The following is an 18,776-nucleotide window of genomic DNA, read 5'->3' on the forward strand; positions in this document are numbered from 1 at the left end:
CCGACCCAAAGGATATCCTCACCCGCATGCTGAAACCGCTACAAAACGTCATCCTGGACCGCGACGGCACGGTCATCCGCGACCGGCACTACCTGAGCGACCCGGACGGGGTGGAGCTTCTGCCCGGAGCGGCCCGGGGGCTCGCGCGTCTGGCCGGGGCCGGGGTGCGCCTGTTTTTGGCCAGCAACCAGTCGGGCATCGGCCGGGGCTACTTCGGCCTGGACGAGCACCAGGCCGTGCAGGCCCGCCTGGACGAGGTCCTGGCCGGGGCCGGGGTGCGCCTCGCGGGCGCGGCCTTCTGCCCCCACGCGCCCGAGGACGGCTGCGCCTGCCGCAAGCCCGCCACGGGCATGTGGGAGGATCTGGCCCGCGAGCACGGCCTGGACGCCCAGGCCACGGCCATGGTGGGCGACAAGCCCGCCGACGTGTCCATGGGCCTCAATGCCGGGCTGGCGGCCACGGTGCTGGTCCTCACGGGCAAGGGCCGGGAATCCGCCGAGAAACTGGGCCTGCCGCCCCTGACCGGCCCGTGCATGGAGCTTCCCGAACGCCGCGAGGGCTGGCCACACGCCGTGGCCGAGGACCTGGACGCGGCCAGCCGTTGGCTGCTGGAACAAGGGGGCCGGGCATGAAGATAGGCGTCTGGAACACGGCCTTTCTGGGCGACGCGGTGCTGACCCTGCCGCTCCTGCACACTTTGGCCCAGGGCTTCCCCGGGGCGGAGCTGCACTTTTTCGTGCGCGCGGGGCTGGAGCCCCTGTTCGCGGCCCAGCCCGAACTGGCCGGGGTCCGCGGCTTCGCCAAGCGCGACGCCCAGTCCGGCGCCAAGGGCGCCCGGGGCATGGGCCGCGCCGTGGCGCGCATGGGCCTGGACCTCTGGATCAGCGCCCACACCAGCCTGCGCAGCGGCCTGGTGTCCCGCTGGTCCAGCATCCCCCGGCGCATCGGCTATTCCCGGCCCTGGTACAACGCCTTTTTCTACACCCACACCGTGGACCGGGCCTTCGGCCGCATGGACGAGATCGAACGCCTGCTGCGCCTGGCCGGGCCCCTGAACGTGCCCCTGGTGCGCGAGCCGCGCCTGGTGCTGCCGGAGCGGGCCGTGAAGCGGGCCGGGGAGCTGTTCGCGGAACTCGGGGACGGCCCGGTGCTGGGCGTGCACCCCGGGTCCACTTGGCCCACCAAGCAGTGGCCCGAGGAATATTTCAGCGAGGTGGCGGGCCGCGCCGCCCGGGACGGAGCCCGCGTCCTGGTTTTCGGCGGCCGGGGCGAGGAGGACGTGGCCGCGCGCGTGGCGCGCGGCGCGGGCTGTCCCGAGCGGGTGCGCGACATCTCCGGCACCTTGTCCCTGCCCGAGCTGGCCGCCCACCTGGGGAGGCTGGATTGCTACCTGACCAACGATTCCGGGCCCATGCACCTGGCCTGGGTCCAGGGCACCCCCGTGAGCGCGGTGTTCGGCCCCACGGCGCGCGACCTGGGCTTCTTCCCGCGCGGCGAGGGCTCCACGGTGCTGGAGACGGAACTCGCCTGCCGCCCCTGCTCCCTGCACGGCCCTCGGCAATGCCCCCAGGGGCACCACCGCTGCATGCGCGACGTGACCCCGGACATGGTCTGGGCCGACGTGCGGCGCAAGCTGGAGGCCGCCCGTGCCTGAGGCCCTGCCCAACCGCTGGCTGGTGGTGCGCCTGAGCGCCCTGGGCGACGTGGTCCTGACCACCGGAGTCCTGGAGCACCTGGCGCGCACGCGCGGCTGGAGCTTCCATTTCCTGACCAAGAAGGCCTTCGCCCCGGCGCTGACGGGCCACCCGGCCGTGGAGAAGCTGGTCCTGCCCGACAGCGGCAACCTGGACGGCCGGGCCTGGCTCCAGGCCTGCCGCCAGCTGGCCGAGCGCTACCAGGGCTGGGGGCTTCTGGACCTGCACGGCACCATGCGCTCCCTGGTGCTGGGCGCGGTGTGGAAGGGCCCGGTGAGGCGCTATCCCAAGTTCACCCTGGCCCGCCGCCTCTACGGCGTCACGGGCTGGCCCGGGGCGCGCCGGACCCTGGAGGCCCTGAACGTGCCCCAGCGCTACGCCCTGGCCGTGGAGCGGACCGCGCCCCCGGCCAGCGCCCTGGTCCCGCGCATCACCCTTTCCGAGGACGAGAAGCTCGTGGGCCGCAGGCTGGCAGCGGCCACGGGCACGGACGGCCCCCTGGCCGCCCTGCACCCCTACGCCACCCACGCGGGCAAGCGCTGGCCCGAGGAGCACTGGCTGGACCTGGCCGGACGCCTGCACCGGGCGGGCTGGCGCATGGCCGTCATCGGCCGCGACCCCGCGCCCCTCTGCGGCCAGACCCCGCTCCAGGGCGTCACGGACTACACCAACCGCACGGACATCCGCCAGACCTGCGCGCTCCTGGCCCAGTGCGACGTGCTGGTCAGCGGGGACTCGGGGCCCATGCACCTGGCCACGGCCGTGGGCACGCGCGTGGCCGCCCTGTTCGGCCCCACCACCCGGGCCTGGGGCTTCTACCCCTCGGGCCCGGACGACACGGTCCTGGAAAGGGACCTCTCCTGCCGCCCCTGCTCCCTGCACGGGGGACGCGGCTGCCGCCACGGCCAGCGCTGCATGGCCGACATCGACCCGGCGGACGTGGCCGAGGCCGTGCTGCGCCAGAACGGATAGGCAGGGATCAGCGGATCGCGGAGGCCCCGGGCCTCCTGGCCAGGCGCAGGCACCCGCCCCGGGAATGCGCCAGGTAGCAGCGCTCCACCACGTACTGGGACTCCACCCCGGGGACGGCCTTCTCGCCGTTCACGGCCCGCCAATAGGACTCGTAGCGCCGCTTGTACTCTTCGCCGGTGATCTCGTCGCCCCGGCGGGTGGGCTCGGGCAGGCCGTTGGCGCGGGCGTATTTCTTGTAGTTCTGGAATTCCATGTCCGCGTCCACGGACTCGAAGGCGAAGGCCACCGGCGCCACGATGGGCACCAGGGGCGCGCCGAACAGGGTCAGGGCGGCCTCCCCGGCGACCCCAGCGCCCAGGCGGGACCAGCCCGGGTCCGTGCTGTCGGCCGCCTCCTCGGGCGTGGCCGGGCGGAAGACCATCACCACCCGGTAGCCGTAGAAGCGCTCGAAATGCGACTCCAGACGGTAGAACTTCAGGGCCTTGACGATGAACTCGGCCACGTGGCCCAGGTAGACACCCTTGGGCAGGCGCACAACGCCCTTTCCGCTCTGCTTGGCGTGCAGCAGGCACCCGAACAGGGTGTCCATCTCCCCGCGCTTCTCGCCCACGCCCTTGGCGCACTCCACGTCCACCATGCCCCAGCCCTCGGGCAGGGTCGCGAGGTCATGCTCCGGCTGCGCCCCGCCCCCGGCCGAGGCGCCCGGCCCGTAGCCGTAGAGCACGGTCTTTTGCGCGCACCCCGCAAGACACAGGCACAGGAGCAGGAAAGCCGGAAACAGGGCCGAGGCAAGGCGCGACAGACAAGACAAGGCAAGACAAGGCCTGGGCATGGCGATTCCAGCGTGGCGGTTTGAAACACGAAGACGTCGCCGCGCAGTATAGCAGGACGGGGCGACAGTCTCAAGACGGCCATGCAAGCCACGGTTTTCGCATGCAGAAAAAGATTCAGCTGCGTGCATTTTCCGAGTAGGATCCGGCCCACCCCCCGGAAAAGCAGACACGGAGCAGGATCATGCCCATCAGTTCCGACTTCACGTCCACGCAGAACCTGCGCTACGGCCGTTCGCCGTCCCTGGACGCGTGGCTCCTGCATTTCATGACCGAAAACAACCTGGAGCATTCCATCGACCCGGGCAAGAACGCCTCGCCCGAGCAGATCCGCTTCATGGTGGCCCTGCGCGACGAGGCCCAGGTCTACGGCCCGTTCTCGGACCGCAGGCTGCCCCTGCTCCTGGACACCCGCCTGGACCCGGAGTTGGGCCGCGAATACAACCTCAAGTGGCTGGCCCTGGCGCGCCTGGTGCGCGAATTCGTGCCCGACCGCGCGGACCGCAAGCGCATCCTCCTGCTCTGCGCCCACAAATACCGCCAGATCCGCACCTCGCCCATCATGATCCCCTCGCGGGTGATGAAACGCTTCATCACCATCTTCCTGACCCAGAGCGGGCTCACGGACCCCTTCCAGGTGCGCAAGGCCCGGCACAACCGCCAGGCCGCCGAGGCCCTGGACTCCCCGGAGCTGGACCGGCTGCTGAACATCTGTCCGGACGAGACCCGGGCCTGCGTGCGCTTCTCGGATTTCCGCTTCGAGCTGGACATGATCGAGATGATGCGCCTGACCGTCCTCTCCACCATGGCGGACATCTGGACCGGCCCCTACTACCAGGCCGCCGTGGAGGGCATCCGCAACGCAGACCTCTGCGACCCCGGGGCCCTGGACTGCCTGAAGCGGGTCTTCGAGCCGGGACGGGGGCGCGGCCTGCGCATCCTCTACCTGCCCGACACCAGCGGGGGCCTGCTCTTCGACCTGCGCGTCATCCGCTGCCTGCTCATGCAGGGGCACCGGGTGGTCCTGGCCCTCAAGGAGGGCTTCCACTTCGATTCCCCCACCTTCTGGGACTGGGAGGCGGACCCGGCCCTGGCCGGGGCCCTGGAGAACGCGCACCTTTTCGCCAACCCCCGGGCCAGCAAGAACGAGCTGCTCCAGGCCCAGCGCGAGCATCCGCTCTTGGTCATCTCCGACGGCACGCGCGAGGAGCTGAACCTGTACCGCGTGAGCGTGACCTTCGCCCGGGCCTGGAAGGAGGCGGACCTGATCCTGGCCAAGGGCGAACCCCACCACCGCAGGCTGATCATGACGGGCCAGGAATTCACCCGCGACGTGCTCTGCTTCCACCGCGACGAGGCCGGGGCCTTCCACATGCGCCACAAGCCCCGCGCCGCGCACGTGGTCAAATTCTCGGAACAACACCTCCTGGAGCGCGCGGACGAGCTCATCGCCTCCATGCGCAAGGCCAAGGCCGAGGGCCGCACCGTGATGTTCTACAGCGCCATCATCGGCTCCATCCCCGGGCAGACGGGCACGGCCATCAAGGTGGTGGACGCCTTCGTGCGCCATCTGCGGGAAAAGCTGGAGGACACCTTCATCATCAATCCGGCGGAGCACTTCGAGGAAGGCATGGACGCCGACGACCTGATGTTCATGTGGGAGCGGGTCCAGCGCAGCGGGCGGCTCAACGTCTGGCGCTTCCAGACCGTGGCGGACATCGAGCGCAGCTTCGAGCTCATGGGCCGCCGGGTCCCGCCGGTCTGGGCGGGCAAGGACGCCACCTACTCCACGGGCTGCACCAAGGAGATGCGCATCGCCCTGGACATGCAGCAGCGCTACCCGGAGATGCAGATCATCGGCCCCAGCCCGGACAAATTCTTCCGGCGCAGCGAGTATGGCGTGGGCAGGTTCAGCGACGAAGCCCTCAACTAGCGCAGGCAGCCCCAAAGGCGCGATCTGCTTCGTTGCTGCAAAAACCGCAAAATCTCGCGTATTGGGATACGCGTCGGTCTTGCGGTTTTTTTGCGCCTCGCATCTCACACCTTTGGGACTGCCTGCGGCCGGGGCGGGGCTTTTTCTGCTAGGCGACAAAAATATATAAGGGGAGCCCCGGCGTCCTGCCAGGGCTCCCCGATAAACGCCAACTATGGTGGCGAAAGAGCGACTTTGTTGTCTGTTTCCCGAAGGCTGGTTTGAATACCGGCCCGGACGGGTCCGGGTTTCCCGTCCGGGCCGGAAATGGACGGCACGACGCCGTCCAAAACCCACTTAGTTGTCGGCAAGGCCTTGCAGATAGCCTACGCCCACGCTCAGGCGGCGGCCGAAGTCCACAAACACCTCGGTGCCAGTGGCCCAGGCGACGGTGCCCGAGAGCCGCTCGGTCTCCTCGTCGCCCAGCTTGAGGTTCAGGGTGATGGGGGAGCCGACTCCCAGGGCGTAGTCCACGCCGTCGTGCTTGCGCAGGCGGGCACCCTCATGGGTGACGTTGACGAGGGAGATGGACCTGCGCCTGTCAGCGAACACAATCTCGCTGTCGTGGTTGAAGAAGAAGGCGCCAAGTCTGATGTAGTTGTTGGTCCGGTTTTCGTACTGTTCGCTGTGGCCCATGATTTTCTCCCTCCTCATCAAGGCTTCCGCCGGGGGCGGAGACCTGGATGTCCTTGTAAACGTAGCTGGAGTTTCCAAGCCGTGTTGCCCCCCTTGTTACAAGAGCCGTACCAACGCGACGGGCCATAGAAAACTTTCGAATTAATAGCTGGCATCAAACGATATTCCTCGAACCCTTTCCGCAGCGCCCCGGCCGGGGGCCGCGCGGGCAAACCCCGATTTGTATAATCCGGATGGACAATCCACTGCGCCTCGACATCTTTTGTATACAAAGAGTAGACAAGGTCCGATCCGAGGAGACGCCCCGCATTGCCATCACGGGCAAAGGGCCGTATGAGGGGCCCAGACGGGCCGAGCGGCCCCAACGCCCACACAGGAAACGAACCATGACCAGACAGGAACGCGCCGCCGTGATCCTCGAGCGGCTGAAAAAGCGCTATCCGGCGCCGGAATCCGAATTGACCTGGAAGGATCCCTGGGAGCTCATGGCCGCCACGGTGCTGGCCGCCCAGTGCACGGACAAACGCGTGAACCAGGTCACGCCCGAGCTATTCGGCCGCTGGCCCGGCCCCAAGGCCATGGCCGGGGCCGACGTGGCCGAGGTGGAGGAGGTGGTGCGCTCCACGGGCTTCTACCGCAACAAGGCCAGGAACCTCGTGGCCGCGGGCCGGATGATCGTGGAGGAATTCGGCGGGGAGATGCCCCGGACCATGGCCGAGCTGACGCGTCTCCCGGGCGTGGCGCGCAAGACCGCCAACATCGTGCTCTCCGGGGCCTTCGGCATCCAGGAGGGCCTGGCCGTGGACACCCACGTGAAGCGCCTGTCCTTCCGCATGGGCCTGACCAAAAACACCGACGTTATCAAGATCGAGCAGGATTTGATGAAACTCTTTCCGCAACCCGACTGGGGGGACGTGAACCACATGCTGGTGCTCTTCGGCCGCCAGGTCTGCCCGGCGCGCTCCCCGCGCTGCGGCGAATGCGAACTGGCGGACGTCTGCCCCAGGGCGGGGGTGAACTGATCGTGACCAAGGAAATCCTCAGCCCCGCTGAAACGGCGGCGCTTACGGCCCACGCCGCCCCCGGCGACTTCACGGTCTGCGCCCGCGAGGGCAAGGCCCGCCTGGGCGTGCTCAGCACCGCCCACGGCCCGGTGCACACCCCGGTGTTCATGCCCGTGGGCACCGTGGGCAGCGTAAAGAGCGTGGACCCGCGCGACCTGCGCGAGGTCGAGGCCCAGATCATCCTGGGCAACACCTATCATCTCTACCTGCGCCCCGGGGACGAGCTGGTGGCCCGCCGGGGCGGCCTGCACCGCTTCAACGGCTGGGACGGCCCCATCCTCACGGACTCCGGCGGCTTCCAGGTCTTCAGCCTGGCGGGCCTGCGCGACATCAACGCCGACGGCGTGGAGTTCCGCTCGCACATCGACGGGTCCAAGCATTTCTTCTCGCCGGAGAAGTCCATCTCCATCCAGCAAAACCTGGGCTCGGACATCATGATGGTCCTGGACGAGTGCGCGGCTGCCGGGGCCGGGCGCGAGTACACGGAAAAAGCCCTGGAGCTGACCACGGCCTGGGCCGCGCGCTGCCGCGAATACCACCAGCCCGGGGAACGCGGGCAGCTGCTCTTCGGCATCTGCCAGGGCGGGTTCTTCGAGGACCTGCGCGAGCGCAGCATCGAGGAACTCACGGCCATCCCCTTCGAGGGCTACGCCCTGGGCGGGCTGTCCGTGGGCGAGGGAAAGCCCGAGATGCTGCGCATCCTGCGCCACAGCGCCCCGCTCCTGCCCGAGGACAAGCCCCGCTACCTGATGGGCGTGGGCACGCCCCTGGACATCCTGGACGGCATCGAGGCGGGCATCGACATGTTCGACTGCGTGCTGCCCACGCGCAACGCGCGCAACGGCACCCTGTTCACCTCCGAGGGCAAGGTGAACATCAAGCGCGCCCAGTACCGCGAGGACGACAGCCCCCTGGACCCGGCCTGCGACTGCTACACCTGCCGGACCTTTTCCAAGGCCTATCTGCGGCACCTCTACGTGGCCCGGGAGCTCCTCTCCTACCGCCTGAACACCATCCACAACCTGGCCTATTTCCTGCGCCTGGCCCGCCAGGCCCGCGAGCACCTGCGCAAGGGGACCTTCGCGGGCTTCAAGAAGTCCGTGGAGGCCGTGTACGGGGTCAACGAATGAAGGGCCTGGGACGGATCATAGCCTGGCTCTTCAAGGCCGCCGCCGCCCTGTCCCTGTTGGGCGTGCTCTGCGTGGGCGCGGCCGTGCTGGTCACGGGCAGCATGATCGCCACCCAGGACGAGCCCGCCCCGGCCCAGGCCATCGTGGTCCTGGGCGGCGGCTGGTACAGGCCCCTGGCCGCAGCCGACCTGTACAGGCAAGGCCTGGCCCCCCTGGTCTGCGTGCCTCGGGTGCGCCACAGGGCCAGCGGCGCCATCCTGGCCGAGGTGGGCGTGGACATTCCCGAACAGCAGGAAATCTACCGCCGCCTGCTCCTCTCCCGGGGCGTGCCCCAGGAGGCCGTGCGCCTCTACGGCGAGGACATCGCCAGCACGCGGGCCGAGGCCGCTGCCGTCGCCCGCGAATTCCCGGATTTCCAGCGCATCATCGTGGTCACCTCGCCCTACCACGTGCTCAGGGCGAGGCTGATCTTCTCCCGCGCCCTGCCCCGCACCGAAGTCCTGGTCACGTCCGCGCCCGGGGAACCCTTCCCCGCGCGCTGGTGGACGGACCGCGACGCGGCCGTGCGCGTGGTCAACGAGACGGCCAAGCTGGTCTGGTATCTGGTGGGCGGCACCTTCAGCGTCGACTCCGCCGCCCCGGGAAGCAACGGCACCTGATTTCCCGGACCCGCCGCGCACGCGGCCGCATCCCCGCGCCGAGGCTTGACGAGGTCTACGGCAGCGGGCACAAATCGGATTCGGGCCGCATCGCCCGATGCTTCAGCAATGCCCGGACGGATCGCAGCCATCCGTCGTCGTCAAACTCCAACACACAGGAGTGTTCCCATGAAAGTCCGAGCCAAGGTTCCCACCGCCGATACGGCGACCAACTTCAACGTCGCCGCCAACAGCAAGACCAGCGTGGGCACGACCCTCGAAAACCTCAAGGCGGCCATCGCCGGGGAAACCGGGGCCAACGCCAAGTACATGGCCTTCGCCAAGGCCGCCAGGGAGCAGGGCTACGCCCAGATAGCCCGCCTCTTCGAGGCCACCGCCGCCGCCGAACTGATCCACATCGGCCTGGAGTACGACCTCGTCTCCAAGATGGACCCCGGCTACCGGAAGCCCACGGCCGAGCCCCCGGCGGCCGGGACCTGCGACCTGAACCTCATCTCCGGGGCCAACGGCGAAATCTACGAAACCTCGGACATGTATCCGGCCTTCATCAAGAAGGCCCAGGAAGAGGGCGACAAGAAGGCCGTGTTCGTGTTCACGCGGGCCAAGCTGGCCGAATCCGTGCACGCCGAGCGCTACCTGAACGCCTACAACGACATCGACGCCCCGGACGACGACGCGTACCACCTCTGCCCCATCTGCGGCTATATCCACAAGGGCGAGGAGTTCGAGAAGTGCCCCATCTGTTTCCAGCCCAAGGACCGCTTCACGGCCTACTAGGACGCCCCCGGGCGGCCTCCCGCCGAACCAACGACAAAGCCCCCGGAAACGGGGGCTTTGTTTTGCCGCAAAGGATGTCCCGGGGGCGGCGGGACTCGGCCCGCCCTATTCTTCCGCTTCTTCGGGGCGGAGAGCCGGCCGGGCGCCTTTGCCGCCGATGTGCAGATCGCTGCCAGCGCTGCCCGCATGGCGCAGCCCGGGCACGATGCGCCGGATGTCGTCCATGATCCTGGCCCGGTGGCGCTGGGTGGCGGCCTCGTCGGCCATGATCATGTCCAGCTGGCGGGTGTGCATGGTCAGATAGCCCAGCATCTTCAGGCGCTCGCACATCCTGGGCTGGGGCATGCCCTCGTAGCGCGCAAACAGGTTGTCCGAGCGCACGTCCACGTAGAACCCGAACTCCTGGAGCAGCCCGGCGATGAACACGGCCCGGCGGCGGCGGCGCGAGAAGTCCGCCGCGCCCCCGGCGAAGCGGAAGTTGATGTAGCTGCGCATGGGCCGCGCCGCGTCCACCAGGGCCTCCACCGTGGAGAAATGGAACCCGAAGCGCGACTGCAGGTTGCAGTAGTCCGAGGAGACCATGAAATAGTTGCGGTTGGAGAACTTGGAGCCGTGGGCCGGGTTCAGGGCCGGGTTGGTGGCGGCCTCCAGGAAGATGGTCATCAGGCCCTTGGCGTTGACCTTGGGCGGCCCCTGCCAGGGGATGGCGTTGATGCCGTCCCACAGGGCCAGCATGGGCACGGAAACGATGTCCTCCACGTCGATGAACGGCCCCTCGGGGCGCACGTCGAAGCCGTCCTCCAGGTCCACCACCCAGAACTGCACGGGCCGCCCGTCGTAGCGCAGCTGGTAGCCCCCGCATTCCTGGTCCTCGCGGCTCATGTTCAGGGCGAACATCTCCTGCACGCTCTTCTCGTGGCAGAAGCGGGTGATGTCGTGCAGGGTCCGGCAGTTGCGGGCCCGGAACTCCGGGTCGTCGGGGTCCAGGAGGTTCAGGGGCAGGATGTGGGCCGCGGCCTCGCGCAGCACCTCGAACACCGGGCTGCCCTCCATGAGATTCCTGCGCTCGCCCACCAGCCGCGCCAGGGCCTCCACGGCCCCGGGGTAGACCACGCCCGTGTCCGCGTCCACGGTGACCACCTGGCCCTTGCGCAGGGCCCGGGCCGCGTCGGGCACGGCGGTCAGGGCCGGCACGCCGAACTCGCGGGCCACGTTGGCCAGGTGCCCGGTGACGGCACCCTGCTCCGTGACCAGGGCCGCGGCCCAGCCCAGCAGCGAGGCCCACTTGGGCAGGGCGAAGCGGGCCACCAGCACCGCGCCCTGGGGGCAGTCCAGGGCGTCGGCGTCGCGCTCCAGGATGTGCACGGGCCCGAAGCCCACGCCCGGGCTGGCAGTGACCCCGCCGGTGAGCAGGGGCTCGCCGTATTCCGCCGGGTCGCGCGAGACTTCCGCCGCGTCGCGGCCGTTGGACGCCTGGGACAGGGGGCGGCATTGCAGGATGAACAGCCGCCCGTCCCGGGACAGGGCCCATTCGATGTCCTGGGGCGAGCCGTAATGCTCCTCCAGGAGCACGGCCATGCGCGCCAGTTCCACGGCCTGCTCCCCGGTGAGGGACGGCTCGTCCGCGCGGTCGTCGTTCTCCTCCACCAGGCAGACGCCCTCCTCGGCGCGGCAGACGTAGCGCTGGGGCTTGCGGGGGATGCGCGTCTCGCGCACGGCGAAGCCCTCCCCGTCCGGCCCGCCGCGCGTGACCGCGAAGCGGTCCGGCGCGCCCTGGCCGTCCACCACCATCTTGGGCAGGCCCCAGGTGGAGTTGATGAACACGGCGTCGTCGCGCACGTTCACCGGGCTGCGGGAATACATGACCCCGCCCGCCTCGGAGTCCACCATGACCATGCAGCCCACGCACATGGCCGCGTCCTCCTCGCGGATGCCCCGGTTCAGGCGGTAGGTCAGGGCGGGCAGGCTGAACATGCTGGCCACCACCTCGCGGTAGGCGTCGGCCAGGCCGTCGCGGTCCACGTTGAGGATGGAGCGGAACTGCCCGGCGAAGGAGGCCCCGGCGGCGTCCTCGCCGAGCGCCGAGGAACGCAGGGACACGCGCACGTCCCCGCCCTCCTGGGCGCGCAGCCGGTCGTACTCGGCCAGGATGGCGCGCTCCAGGCCCGGGGGCAGGGGCGCAAGCATGATCTTTTCCTGGATGCGGCCGGACAGCTCGAAGCGGTCGGACATGCTCTCGGGGTCCGTGGACCCCAAGAGCAGGTGGATGTCCTTGCGCAGCTCCCCGTGGTTCATGAACTCGTGGTAGCCGCGCACGGTGACGGCGAAGCCGCGCACCACGGGCAGGCCGATGCGGTTCTTGATCTCGCCCACGTTGGCCATCTTGGAGCCCACCACGTCGGCCATGGACTTGTCCACGTCCCGTAGCGGCACCACCAGGGGGACGTCGGCCTCCTCGCCCACGGGGTCGATGAGGGCGGCGACGTCGGCCTTGATGACCTCCAAGCGCTCGAAGAGCCGGGCGTACTTGCCCGGGGCCATGCCGTCCAGGTGCTTGATGATGCCGTAGACGCTGACCACGGCGGCGGTGCACTGGGCGCGGATGAAGCTCATGCCGAAGACCCGGCGCCCGCGCAGGGCGTCCTCGATGTCCGTCATGATCTCCAGGGATTTGGAGTTGGCCCCGAGGAGCAGCTTGAAATGGTGGAAGTCGGCGGCGAGCGCCCTGCGCCGCGCCTCGGCCTCCTCGGCACTGACCGGGCCGCCGTCCTTGTCCCCCAGGAGCCTGTCTATGAAGCCCGTGAGCCAGCCCATGCGTCGCGCCTCCTTGGGCCGCGGCCGGAAATGCGGGCCGCCGCCCGGCGAGGGACGGCGGCCCGGAGGGGCCGGGCGGTCCGATTGTGCCTTAGCCGGACCGCCCGGTCAAAGGTTCCGGAGCCGGCCGGGGCCGGGCTCCGCAACCGCTGTCGGATCAGGAGGGTCAGGACTCCTGCTTGTGGCCCTTGGACATCACCAGGCCGATTCCCTCGAACATGTAGTAGATGCACATGCCCCACCACAGGGTGTAGACCACGTAGAAGACCAGGGCGAAGGTCAGGATGCCCGCCCGGTCCCCGGCGCTCTCGGGTTGGATGCCATAGTAGTTATAGCCTACCTCGACGCCCTTCTTGATGGCCGTGTCCACGATCTTGGCCATGGCCACGTTCTCGCGGCCGCCCTTGAGCTTGAGTTCCTTGTCCAGGGTCTTGAGCCCCATCCACCACATGAACAGGGCCTCGCGCTCGTCCATGCCGTAGCGGCCCTTCACGGCCTCGCCCCGGTTGTTGAACATGTCCTGGGCGTCGGTGAGGGCGGCGGTGACCAGCGCGCCCATGTCGGCCTTGAGGGCCATTTCCCCGCCCTGGACCTGGACGTCGGCCACCTTGGAGAAGATGGCCCCGGCCTTGGCGGCCACTTCCGTTCCGACGGTGGCCGGGTTGCCGTGGGCGTCGGCCGCGCTGTCCTCGAAGTGCAGGACGATGTCCACGCTCTTGCCGTCGAACTTGGCGGCCTGGGTCATGATGCCCGGGATGTAATTTGAGGAGCCCTTGGAGATGGAGTTGAACAGCTGGTCCGAATACTCCAGGGCGTTCATCTTCGAGCCCTCCCCGAAATGGGGCAGGAACATGTAGATGAGCAGGCCGAAGAAAACCAGGGCCATGAAGGCCGACAACGTCAGTTTCTTGGAGTTGTAGCGAGCCATGATTACGCCTCCTCCCTCAGCATCTTGATGGACAAGAGGAATTTGCCGATGACCCAGACGGCGAAGATGCCGATGACGATGAAGAACAGCCCGTTCCCGATGTTGTCCAGGATGTGGTACAGCGCGGGGTTGGGGTCGAGGATCTTCATCTCGGCCAGCTTGCCGGGCAGGGCGAACAGGCGGTTCACGAACCCGGCGATGATGGCCAGGGCGTAGAAGCCGCGGATGTAGATGCCCTTGACCACCTGGGTGGTCATGGCGCCGACCTGGATGCCCAGCAGCGAACCGATGAGCATGCCCATGGCCAGGGTGTAGAAGATGAAGCCGTAGATGGCGTACTGGGCGATGGAGGCGTAGCCCGCGGTGAAGATGATCTGCAGGATGTCCGTGCCCACGGTGGTGAAGGAGGACACGCCCAGAATGTACACGAACATGGGGAAGGTCAGGAAGCCGCCGCCCACGCCCATGATGGCCGCCGCGAAGCCCACGATGCCGCCGCACACGGCCACGAACAGGGCCGAAATCTTCTTGCCGCCCGGGGTCAGGTCCTCGTCGAAGGTGATCATGGGCGGGATGTTCTTGGACTGCAGCCGCTCGGGCAGGGACTTGCCGCTGCCGCCGCCGGACGACGAGGTCTCGCCGTGGGCGCCCACGTCGTCACCGGCCTTGCGCAGGCGCAGGAAGTCCAACAGCGCGTAGATGCCCAGGAATCCCAGGAGCACCACGTAGATCACGCTGATGAAGGTGTCCGAAAGCACGGGGTTGGTCTCGTACAGGGCGCGGTTGATGACGCCGCCGCCCGTGACGCCCAGACCCGCGCCCACCAGGAAGGCCACGGCCAGGGCCACGGACACGTTGCCCAGCTTGCGGTGAATGGCCGTGCCCATGATGGCCTTGGCGAAGATGTGGAACAGGTCCGTGCCCACGGCCAGGATGCCCTTGATGCCCGCGCTCATGAGCGCCGGGGTGATGATAAACCCGCCGCCCGCGCCGATGCAGCCGGTGATGAGCCCGGCGCACAGGCCGATGAGGATGGACACGCCGAAGATAAAGGGCGTGTAGTACGCGGGGCTGTACGCCTTGTGCCCGCCCAGGATCTCGGGCAGCTCGGGCGCGGCGATGGCCACGGAGCCGATGATGATGGGCAGGGTCAGCGCGGCCAGGATCCACATCTTGCGCTTGCTTTTGAGGATGTTCCTGGAAGTCTCCAGGTCCCACTGCGCGTACGCCCGGGAGCTCTCGAGCATCGCCTGATAAATGCCTCTTCCGATTTTCATTTCCTTTCCTCCTCCATGTCGTTGTCCGTTCCTCTGTCTTCCCCACCCTCGGGGATGTATTCCACCCTTCCAGGTCACGCCCCGGCCGATGCCGGGCAGAGCAGCCTGCGCTGGTAGGCGTCCTGGATCTTGCACGTCAGTTCCTCGATGTCCGCGGGCTTGACCAGATAGTCGAAGGCCCCGGCCCGCATGCCCGCCATGGCCGCGTCCATGTCCGCGTGGCCCGTGAGGATGATGACCTCGGCCCCGGGCGCGGCGCGGCGGATGGCGCAAAGCGCGGCCAGCCCGTCCATGCCCGGCATGCGCATGTCCAAGACCACCACGTCCGGGATCGCGTCGGCCACCCGGTCCAGGGCGGCCTCGCCGCTCTCGGCGCAGGCCACTTCGAAGCCCCGCTTGTCCAGGCGCTTGGACATCACGGCCAGAAAGGCCCGCTCGTCGTCCACCAGGAGCACGCGGCAGCCGCCGAGGCCGCCGTGACTACACATGGCCGTCCTCCTCGCCCTGGGGCGCCAGGATCGACTCCGGGAAATGCAGGGTGAAGGTGGTGCCCTGGCCGGGCACGCTGTCCACGTCGACCTCGCCGCCCATCTTCTTGATGATGCCGTAGATGATGGACAGGCCGAGGCCGGTGCCCTTGCCCACGGGCTTGGTGGTGAAGAAGGGGTCGAAGATGCGCGAGAGGTTGGCCTTGGGGATACCCTCGCCGCTGTCCTCCACGCCCAGGACCACCCCGCCCTTGTCCTGGCGGGTGAATATCCGGATGTCCCCGCCGCCCGGGCCGATGGCGTCTATGGAATTGTTCACCAGGTTGAGCAGCACCTGCTGCAGCTCCGAGGCCGAGGCCCGGATGCAGGGCAGCTCCGGCGCGAAATCCATGGCGAACTCGATGTTGTCGTAGCGCGCGCGCTGCTCGGACAGGCCCACCACCTCGCGCGCGGCCTTGTTCAGGTCCACGGTCATCACCGTGGGGTCGATGCGCCGGGCGAAGGACAAAAGCTTGTGGGTGATCTCGCGGCAGCGCGCGCCCTGGGTGCGGATCTGGGACAGGGAGGCGGCGATCTCCGCGCGGTCCTTGTCGGGCAGGTCCAGGTCCCCGGCCACGTCGCCCACCCAGCCCGCCTCCTCCAGCATGATGGCCACGGGGTTGTTGATCTCGTGGGCGATGCCCGAGGCCAGCTCGCCGATGGCCGCCATCTTGCCCGCCTCGATGACCTGGTCGTTCATCACGGCCTTTTCCGCGTCCGCGCGCTCAATGTAGCGCACGATGCGCCGGGCCAGGTACAGGGCCGTGAGCACGATGCCCGCCGCGCCCAGGAGCATGACCGCGACCATGGTCCGCCGCGCGGCCAGGAGCGAGGCGAAGGCGTCGTCCTCGTCCTGCTGGTACACCAGGAGCCACTCGCCGCCCTTGAGCGGCGTCATCACGTACACCGTGTCCAGGCCCGTGGGCCCGGTCCGCAGCTGGACCACGGCCTCGCGGCCCATGGGGCTCCAGCCCGCGTCCCCCTCGGGGGTGCGCATGTCCGTGAGCACGCGCACGAAGCGCGAGGTGTCCATGGACTCGCCCCCCGGGGGCGGCGTGGTCTGGAAGCGGCCCTCGCGGCTGACGATGAAGGCCGCGCCCGTGCGGCCGATGCGGATGTTCTCCACCAGGGAGTCGAAGGCCATGAAGTCGATGGTGGCGCGCAGGATCCAGGGCTGGCCCCGGTGCGTGCCGCGCACGGCGATGATGAAGTGCGGCAGGCCCCTGAGGCCCAGGAAGACGTCGGAGATGTAGACCTCGCTGTGCATGGCCTGGCGGAACCAGCGGGCCTCGGAATAGTCGGCCTGCTCCAGCATGAAGGGCCCCGCGTAGGCCCGCTGCATGCCCCGGCCGTCCACGACCCCGAGGTCCACGAAGGCCCCGCGGAACTCCTCCTGCAGGAGCTTCAGGCGCGTCTTGAGGAATTCCTCGTCGGCCAGGCGGGGGTAGTCGTAGAGCCGGGCCATGAGGCGCAGGTCCCCGAGCTTCTCGGAGAGGAAGAAATCGATGTTCTGCTGGTGCTTCTGGACCATCTCCGAAAGCTGGGCCAGGACCTTGGCCTCGTAGGAGACGTGGAACTGGTAGGCGCTGATGCCGCCCACCAGCGCCAGGGGCGTCAGGGAGGCCAGGAGGATCATGGCCGCCACGCTGCGCCGTAGCGAACGGTAGTAGGCCGGGTCGTGCAGTTCGTCCACGTAGGCCCTCATGCCGCGCCCTCCCCGTCTTCCCCGGCCCCGCTCGCGTACGCGGCCAGGGCGGCCACGGCCAGCAGCAGCTTGCCCGGGTCCGCGCCCTTCTCCACCACGGCCTCGGCCAGTTCCATGGCCGGATGCCCGTTGTGGTCGGGCATCAGCGCGTGGATCACCAGCCGCCAGGAGTCCGCCGCCCGTTGCAGGGCCTCCAGCCCCGCGTCCAGATGCGCGATCTCCAGGTCCAGGACCACCACGCCGGGCCCGGGGGCCTCGGCCAGGGCCCGCGCCAGGTCGCGCCCGTCCGCCAATTCGGCCACACGCACGCCCCGGCCCTGGAATTCCCGGGCCAGGAAGCTGCGGATACGCGAATTGCGCTCGGCCAGAAGCACCAGCCCCTGGGCCGGACGTTCGCTGTATGGGGCGGAGGACGCGCTCATGCCCCCCTAAGAGCAACCCACATGCCACAAAACCCGGATTACGTGAAAAATCACGCAAGCGAGACGGCGCAAGGATTCCCAGGGGCACGACGGCCGGGAGGACAGTGCCGGCGCAAAGAAAACCGGCGTATCAGGTGTCAGGATTTTTTACGGTTTGGAAAAAGGGATGACAGGGAAGGGTGGTTGGATGATCTGGCTAGATTTCTAAAGGACTACGTGTAAACCGAAAAAACAACCGCCTCACATTGAATCTTCTCCATACAATCGAATGTATGTCTCAATAAAAAATACACCTATCGTAGACAAGGCATTTACAGCAAGCCGTGCGTGCCGTGGCTCAAGCTGCTTTCTTGTGTAATTCTGCTGCTCACCTTTTCCATGAAAAGAACTATACATTGTCCGCAAAACACCGAGACCACTGGCAGCACTGCTCAACCCTGTCAATATCCCCTTAAATTCTGCCTGACCATGCTGGTCAGGAGCAAGATTCAATGCCGTTGCAGCAGCCTTTGTCAGTGTTTTTATATCTTGTTTTTTTGGGTAAACAGTTTTTGTCCTATCTAAAATAGCCTTGCAAATACTTTCAAATGTTGATGAAGCGTGTCCTATCGCCTCGTACGGATTTGTATTGCTATCTTCAATTGTTCTGTAAAAATCTTCCTGACAAGCCGTCAGGCCATTTTTAGAAAGAATTTCGAACAATTGTTTACCCTGATGGGTAACAGCACCTGGTATTTCGACATGGAGATCATGGGCAATATCCAAAATCAAGGAATCATCAACGCACTTAAGAATATCCATAGCATACAGCCGCTTACTATCAGCGACATCTTCCCATTTGAAATCAATTTTATATCCAGCCAAATAAACGTTAATTTCCCGTGTCGTCATCTGACTCTGAAGACTAACACTTATCCGATCAATAAGTTGGACACGATCAAATGGTCGTAACGATTTCGATGACGCCTGACTATTTTCGCGAACGATACTTGAAGCGAGAGAGCTACCAACATAATATCCTAATTTTAATAGAATCTCGCCGTCCTTTTCATACTGTAAAATTTTTACAATTAAATCTCTTGTTGTAGAAGCAGACTCATCGCAATTTAAAGAAACACCAAATTGATTAAAAGCAAGCTGTATATCAGTCCATTCATATTGTTGAAGACTATCTGCGATCTCTTTAATTAACTGAATACGTGTAATTGCATCCATTATCAACTACCTCAATCGTCATTAATAAGACAGAATTCTGCTGGATTATCATCCATACTCGTAAAACATGCTAAGCATGTACAGAGATAGTATTCACCTGACACTGCCGCCCCTGGCGGGGTGATTTCTAGGCGGCCGCCTCGGCCGCCTTTTC

Annotated in this window: 17 protein-coding genes; 8 read left to right on the plus strand and 9 right to left on the minus strand. The window is 66.8% G+C overall.

What is annotated here, in order from left to right; translation table 11 throughout:
• Positions 1–26: 26 nt before the first annotated feature.
• From ACYYG1_RS13065 to ACYYG1_RS13075, 3 genes are read left to right on the plus strand one after another with little or no spacing between them, the layout of a single operon-like run.
• Positions 27–632: a D-glycero-alpha-D-manno-heptose-1,7-bisphosphate 7-phosphatase gene (locus ACYYG1_RS13065; protein WP_461210765.1), complete on the plus strand. Its 606-nt coding sequence runs from the start codon at positions 27–29 to the stop codon at positions 630–632.
• On the plus strand, positions 629–1,654 hold the full coding sequence (locus ACYYG1_RS13070; RefSeq protein WP_461210766.1) for a glycosyltransferase family 9 protein: 1,026 nt from the start codon (positions 629–631) through the stop codon (positions 1,652–1,654). Before ACYYG1_RS13065 ends, ACYYG1_RS13070 begins: the two co-directional genes overlap by 4 nt.
• On the plus strand, positions 1,647–2,666 hold the full coding sequence (locus ACYYG1_RS13075; RefSeq protein WP_461210767.1) for a glycosyltransferase family 9 protein: 1,020 nt from the start codon (positions 1,647–1,649) through the stop codon (positions 2,664–2,666). Before ACYYG1_RS13070 ends, ACYYG1_RS13075 begins: the two co-directional genes overlap by 8 nt.
• 7 nt (positions 2,667–2,673) lie before the next feature.
• On the opposite strand, the gene ACYYG1_RS13080 is transcribed toward ACYYG1_RS13075, so the two are convergent.
• Positions 2,674–3,498, minus strand: a complete 825-nt coding sequence (locus tag ACYYG1_RS13080; protein WP_461210768.1) for a hypothetical protein — start codon at positions 3,496–3,498, stop codon at positions 2,674–2,676.
• A 182-nt stretch (positions 3,499–3,680) separates the two neighbouring features.
• Here ACYYG1_RS13080 and ACYYG1_RS13085 point away from each other — a divergent pair, with 182 nt between their 5' ends.
• Positions 3,681–5,429, plus strand: coding sequence for an ARMT1-like domain-containing protein (locus ACYYG1_RS13085; protein WP_461210769.1), 1,749 nt, complete (start codon positions 3,681–3,683; stop codon positions 5,427–5,429).
• A 336-nt stretch (positions 5,430–5,765) separates the two neighbouring features.
• Here the strand turns inward: ACYYG1_RS13085 and ACYYG1_RS13090 are convergent, their stop codons facing one another.
• Entirely contained in the window at positions 5,766–6,122 is a 357-nt protein-coding gene (locus ACYYG1_RS13090; RefSeq protein ID WP_461210770.1) for a hypothetical protein, read from the minus strand.
• Positions 6,123–6,490: 368 nt separating this feature from the next.
• Between ACYYG1_RS13090 and nth the strand changes: the two genes are divergently transcribed.
• The 4 genes from nth to ngr all read left to right on the plus strand — a co-directional run bounded on the left by nth (position 6,491) and on the right by ngr (position 9,734).
• The gene (gene nth / locus ACYYG1_RS13095) at positions 6,491–7,126 is read left to right on the plus strand and encodes an endonuclease III (RefSeq protein ID WP_461210771.1); all 636 of its coding nucleotides are present in this window, start codon (positions 6,491–6,493) and stop codon (positions 7,124–7,126) included.
• A 2-nt stretch (positions 7,127–7,128) separates the two neighbouring features.
• On the plus strand, positions 7,129–8,298 hold the full coding sequence (gene tgt, locus ACYYG1_RS13100) for a tRNA guanosine(34) transglycosylase Tgt (RefSeq protein ID WP_461210772.1): 1,170 nt from the start codon (positions 7,129–7,131) through the stop codon (positions 8,296–8,298).
• Positions 8,295–8,957, plus strand: a complete 663-nt coding sequence (locus ACYYG1_RS13105) for a YdcF family protein (RefSeq protein WP_461210773.1) — start codon at positions 8,295–8,297, stop codon at positions 8,955–8,957. Before tgt ends, ACYYG1_RS13105 begins: the two co-directional genes overlap by 4 nt.
• A gap of 168 nt (positions 8,958–9,125) precedes the next feature.
• Positions 9,126–9,734, plus strand: a complete 609-nt coding sequence (gene ngr / locus ACYYG1_RS13110) for a nigerythrin (protein ID WP_461210774.1) — start codon at positions 9,126–9,128, stop codon at positions 9,732–9,734.
• Between the two features lie 105 nt (positions 9,735–9,839).
• Here ngr and ACYYG1_RS13115 read toward each other — a convergent pair whose 3' ends face one another.
• The 7 genes from ACYYG1_RS13115 to ACYYG1_RS13145 all read right to left on the minus strand — a co-directional run bounded on the left by ACYYG1_RS13115 (position 9,840) and on the right by ACYYG1_RS13145 (position 18,622).
• Positions 9,840–12,548: a PEP/pyruvate-binding domain-containing protein gene (locus ACYYG1_RS13115; protein ID WP_461210775.1), complete on the minus strand. Its 2,709-nt coding sequence runs from the start codon at positions 12,546–12,548 to the stop codon at positions 9,840–9,842.
• Positions 12,549–12,714: 166 nt separating this feature from the next.
• Positions 12,715–13,476, minus strand: coding sequence for a hypothetical protein (locus ACYYG1_RS13120; RefSeq protein ID WP_461210776.1), 762 nt, complete (start codon positions 13,474–13,476; stop codon positions 12,715–12,717).
• Between the two features lie 2 nt (positions 13,477–13,478).
• Entirely contained in the window at positions 13,479–14,753 is a 1,275-nt protein-coding gene (locus tag ACYYG1_RS13125) for a sulfite exporter TauE/SafE family protein (protein ID WP_461210777.1), read from the minus strand.
• A 74-nt stretch (positions 14,754–14,827) separates the two neighbouring features.
• The gene (locus tag ACYYG1_RS13130) at positions 14,828–15,241 is read right to left on the minus strand and encodes a response regulator (protein ID WP_461210778.1); all 414 of its coding nucleotides are present in this window, start codon (positions 15,239–15,241) and stop codon (positions 14,828–14,830) included.
• Positions 15,234–16,985, minus strand: a complete 1,752-nt coding sequence (locus tag ACYYG1_RS13135; RefSeq protein WP_461210779.1) for a sensor histidine kinase — start codon at positions 16,983–16,985, stop codon at positions 15,234–15,236. The genes ACYYG1_RS13130 and ACYYG1_RS13135 overlap by 8 nt, the downstream gene beginning before the upstream one ends.
• Entirely contained in the window at positions 16,982–17,407 is a 426-nt protein-coding gene (locus tag ACYYG1_RS13140; RefSeq protein WP_461210780.1) for a response regulator transcription factor, read from the minus strand. The genes ACYYG1_RS13135 and ACYYG1_RS13140 overlap by 4 nt, the downstream gene beginning before the upstream one ends.
• A 240-nt stretch (positions 17,408–17,647) precedes the next feature.
• Positions 17,648–18,622 (minus strand): abortive infection family protein, encoded by a 975-nt coding sequence (locus ACYYG1_RS13145; protein ID WP_461210781.1) that lies wholly within the window; start codon positions 18,620–18,622, stop codon positions 17,648–17,650.
• Positions 18,623–18,776 lie beyond the last annotated feature (154 nt).

The organism is Desulfocurvus sp. DL1XJH-121, from assembly GCF_054819825.1.

Coding starts and splice junctions, on each gene's coding strand:
- ACYYG1_RS13090 (WP_461210770.1), bottom strand. CDS start 6,122: ATGAGGAGGGAGAAAATCATGGGCCACAGCGAACAGTACGAAAACCGG.
- ACYYG1_RS13105 (WP_461210773.1), top strand. CDS start 8,295: ATGAAGGGCCTGGGACGGATCATAGCCTGGCTCTTCAAGGCCGCCGCC.
- ACYYG1_RS13125 (WP_461210777.1), bottom strand. CDS start 14,753: ATGAAAATCGGAAGAGGCATTTATCAGGCGATGCTCGAGAGCTCCCGG.
- ngr (WP_461210774.1), top strand. CDS start 9,126: ATGAAAGTCCGAGCCAAGGTTCCCACCGCCGATACGGCGACCAACTTC.
- ACYYG1_RS13065 (WP_461210765.1), top strand. CDS start 27: ATGCTGAAACCGCTACAAAACGTCATCCTGGACCGCGACGGCACGGTC.
- ACYYG1_RS13120 (WP_461210776.1), bottom strand. CDS start 13,476: ATGGCTCGCTACAACTCCAAGAAACTGACGTTGTCGGCCTTCATGGCC.
- ACYYG1_RS13070 (WP_461210766.1), top strand. CDS start 629: ATGAAGATAGGCGTCTGGAACACGGCCTTTCTGGGCGACGCGGTGCTG.
- ACYYG1_RS13085 (WP_461210769.1), top strand. CDS start 3,681: ATGCCCATCAGTTCCGACTTCACGTCCACGCAGAACCTGCGCTACGGC.
- ACYYG1_RS13080 (WP_461210768.1), bottom strand. CDS start 3,498: ATGCCCAGGCCTTGTCTTGCCTTGTCTTGTCTGTCGCGCCTTGCCTCG.
- ACYYG1_RS13130 (WP_461210778.1), bottom strand. CDS start 15,241: ATGTGTAGTCACGGCGGCCTCGGCGGCTGCCGCGTGCTCCTGGTGGAC.
- ACYYG1_RS13135 (WP_461210779.1), bottom strand. CDS start 16,985: ATGAGGGCCTACGTGGACGAACTGCACGACCCGGCCTACTACCGTTCG.
- nth (WP_461210771.1), top strand. CDS start 6,491: ATGACCAGACAGGAACGCGCCGCCGTGATCCTCGAGCGGCTGAAAAAG.
- ACYYG1_RS13145 (WP_461210781.1), bottom strand. CDS start 18,622: ATGGATGCAATTACACGTATTCAGTTAATTAAAGAGATCGCAGATAGT.
- ACYYG1_RS13115 (WP_461210775.1), bottom strand. CDS start 12,548: ATGGGCTGGCTCACGGGCTTCATAGACAGGCTCCTGGGGGACAAGGAC.
- ACYYG1_RS13140 (WP_461210780.1), bottom strand. CDS start 17,407: ATGAGCGCGTCCTCCGCCCCATACAGCGAACGTCCGGCCCAGGGGCTG.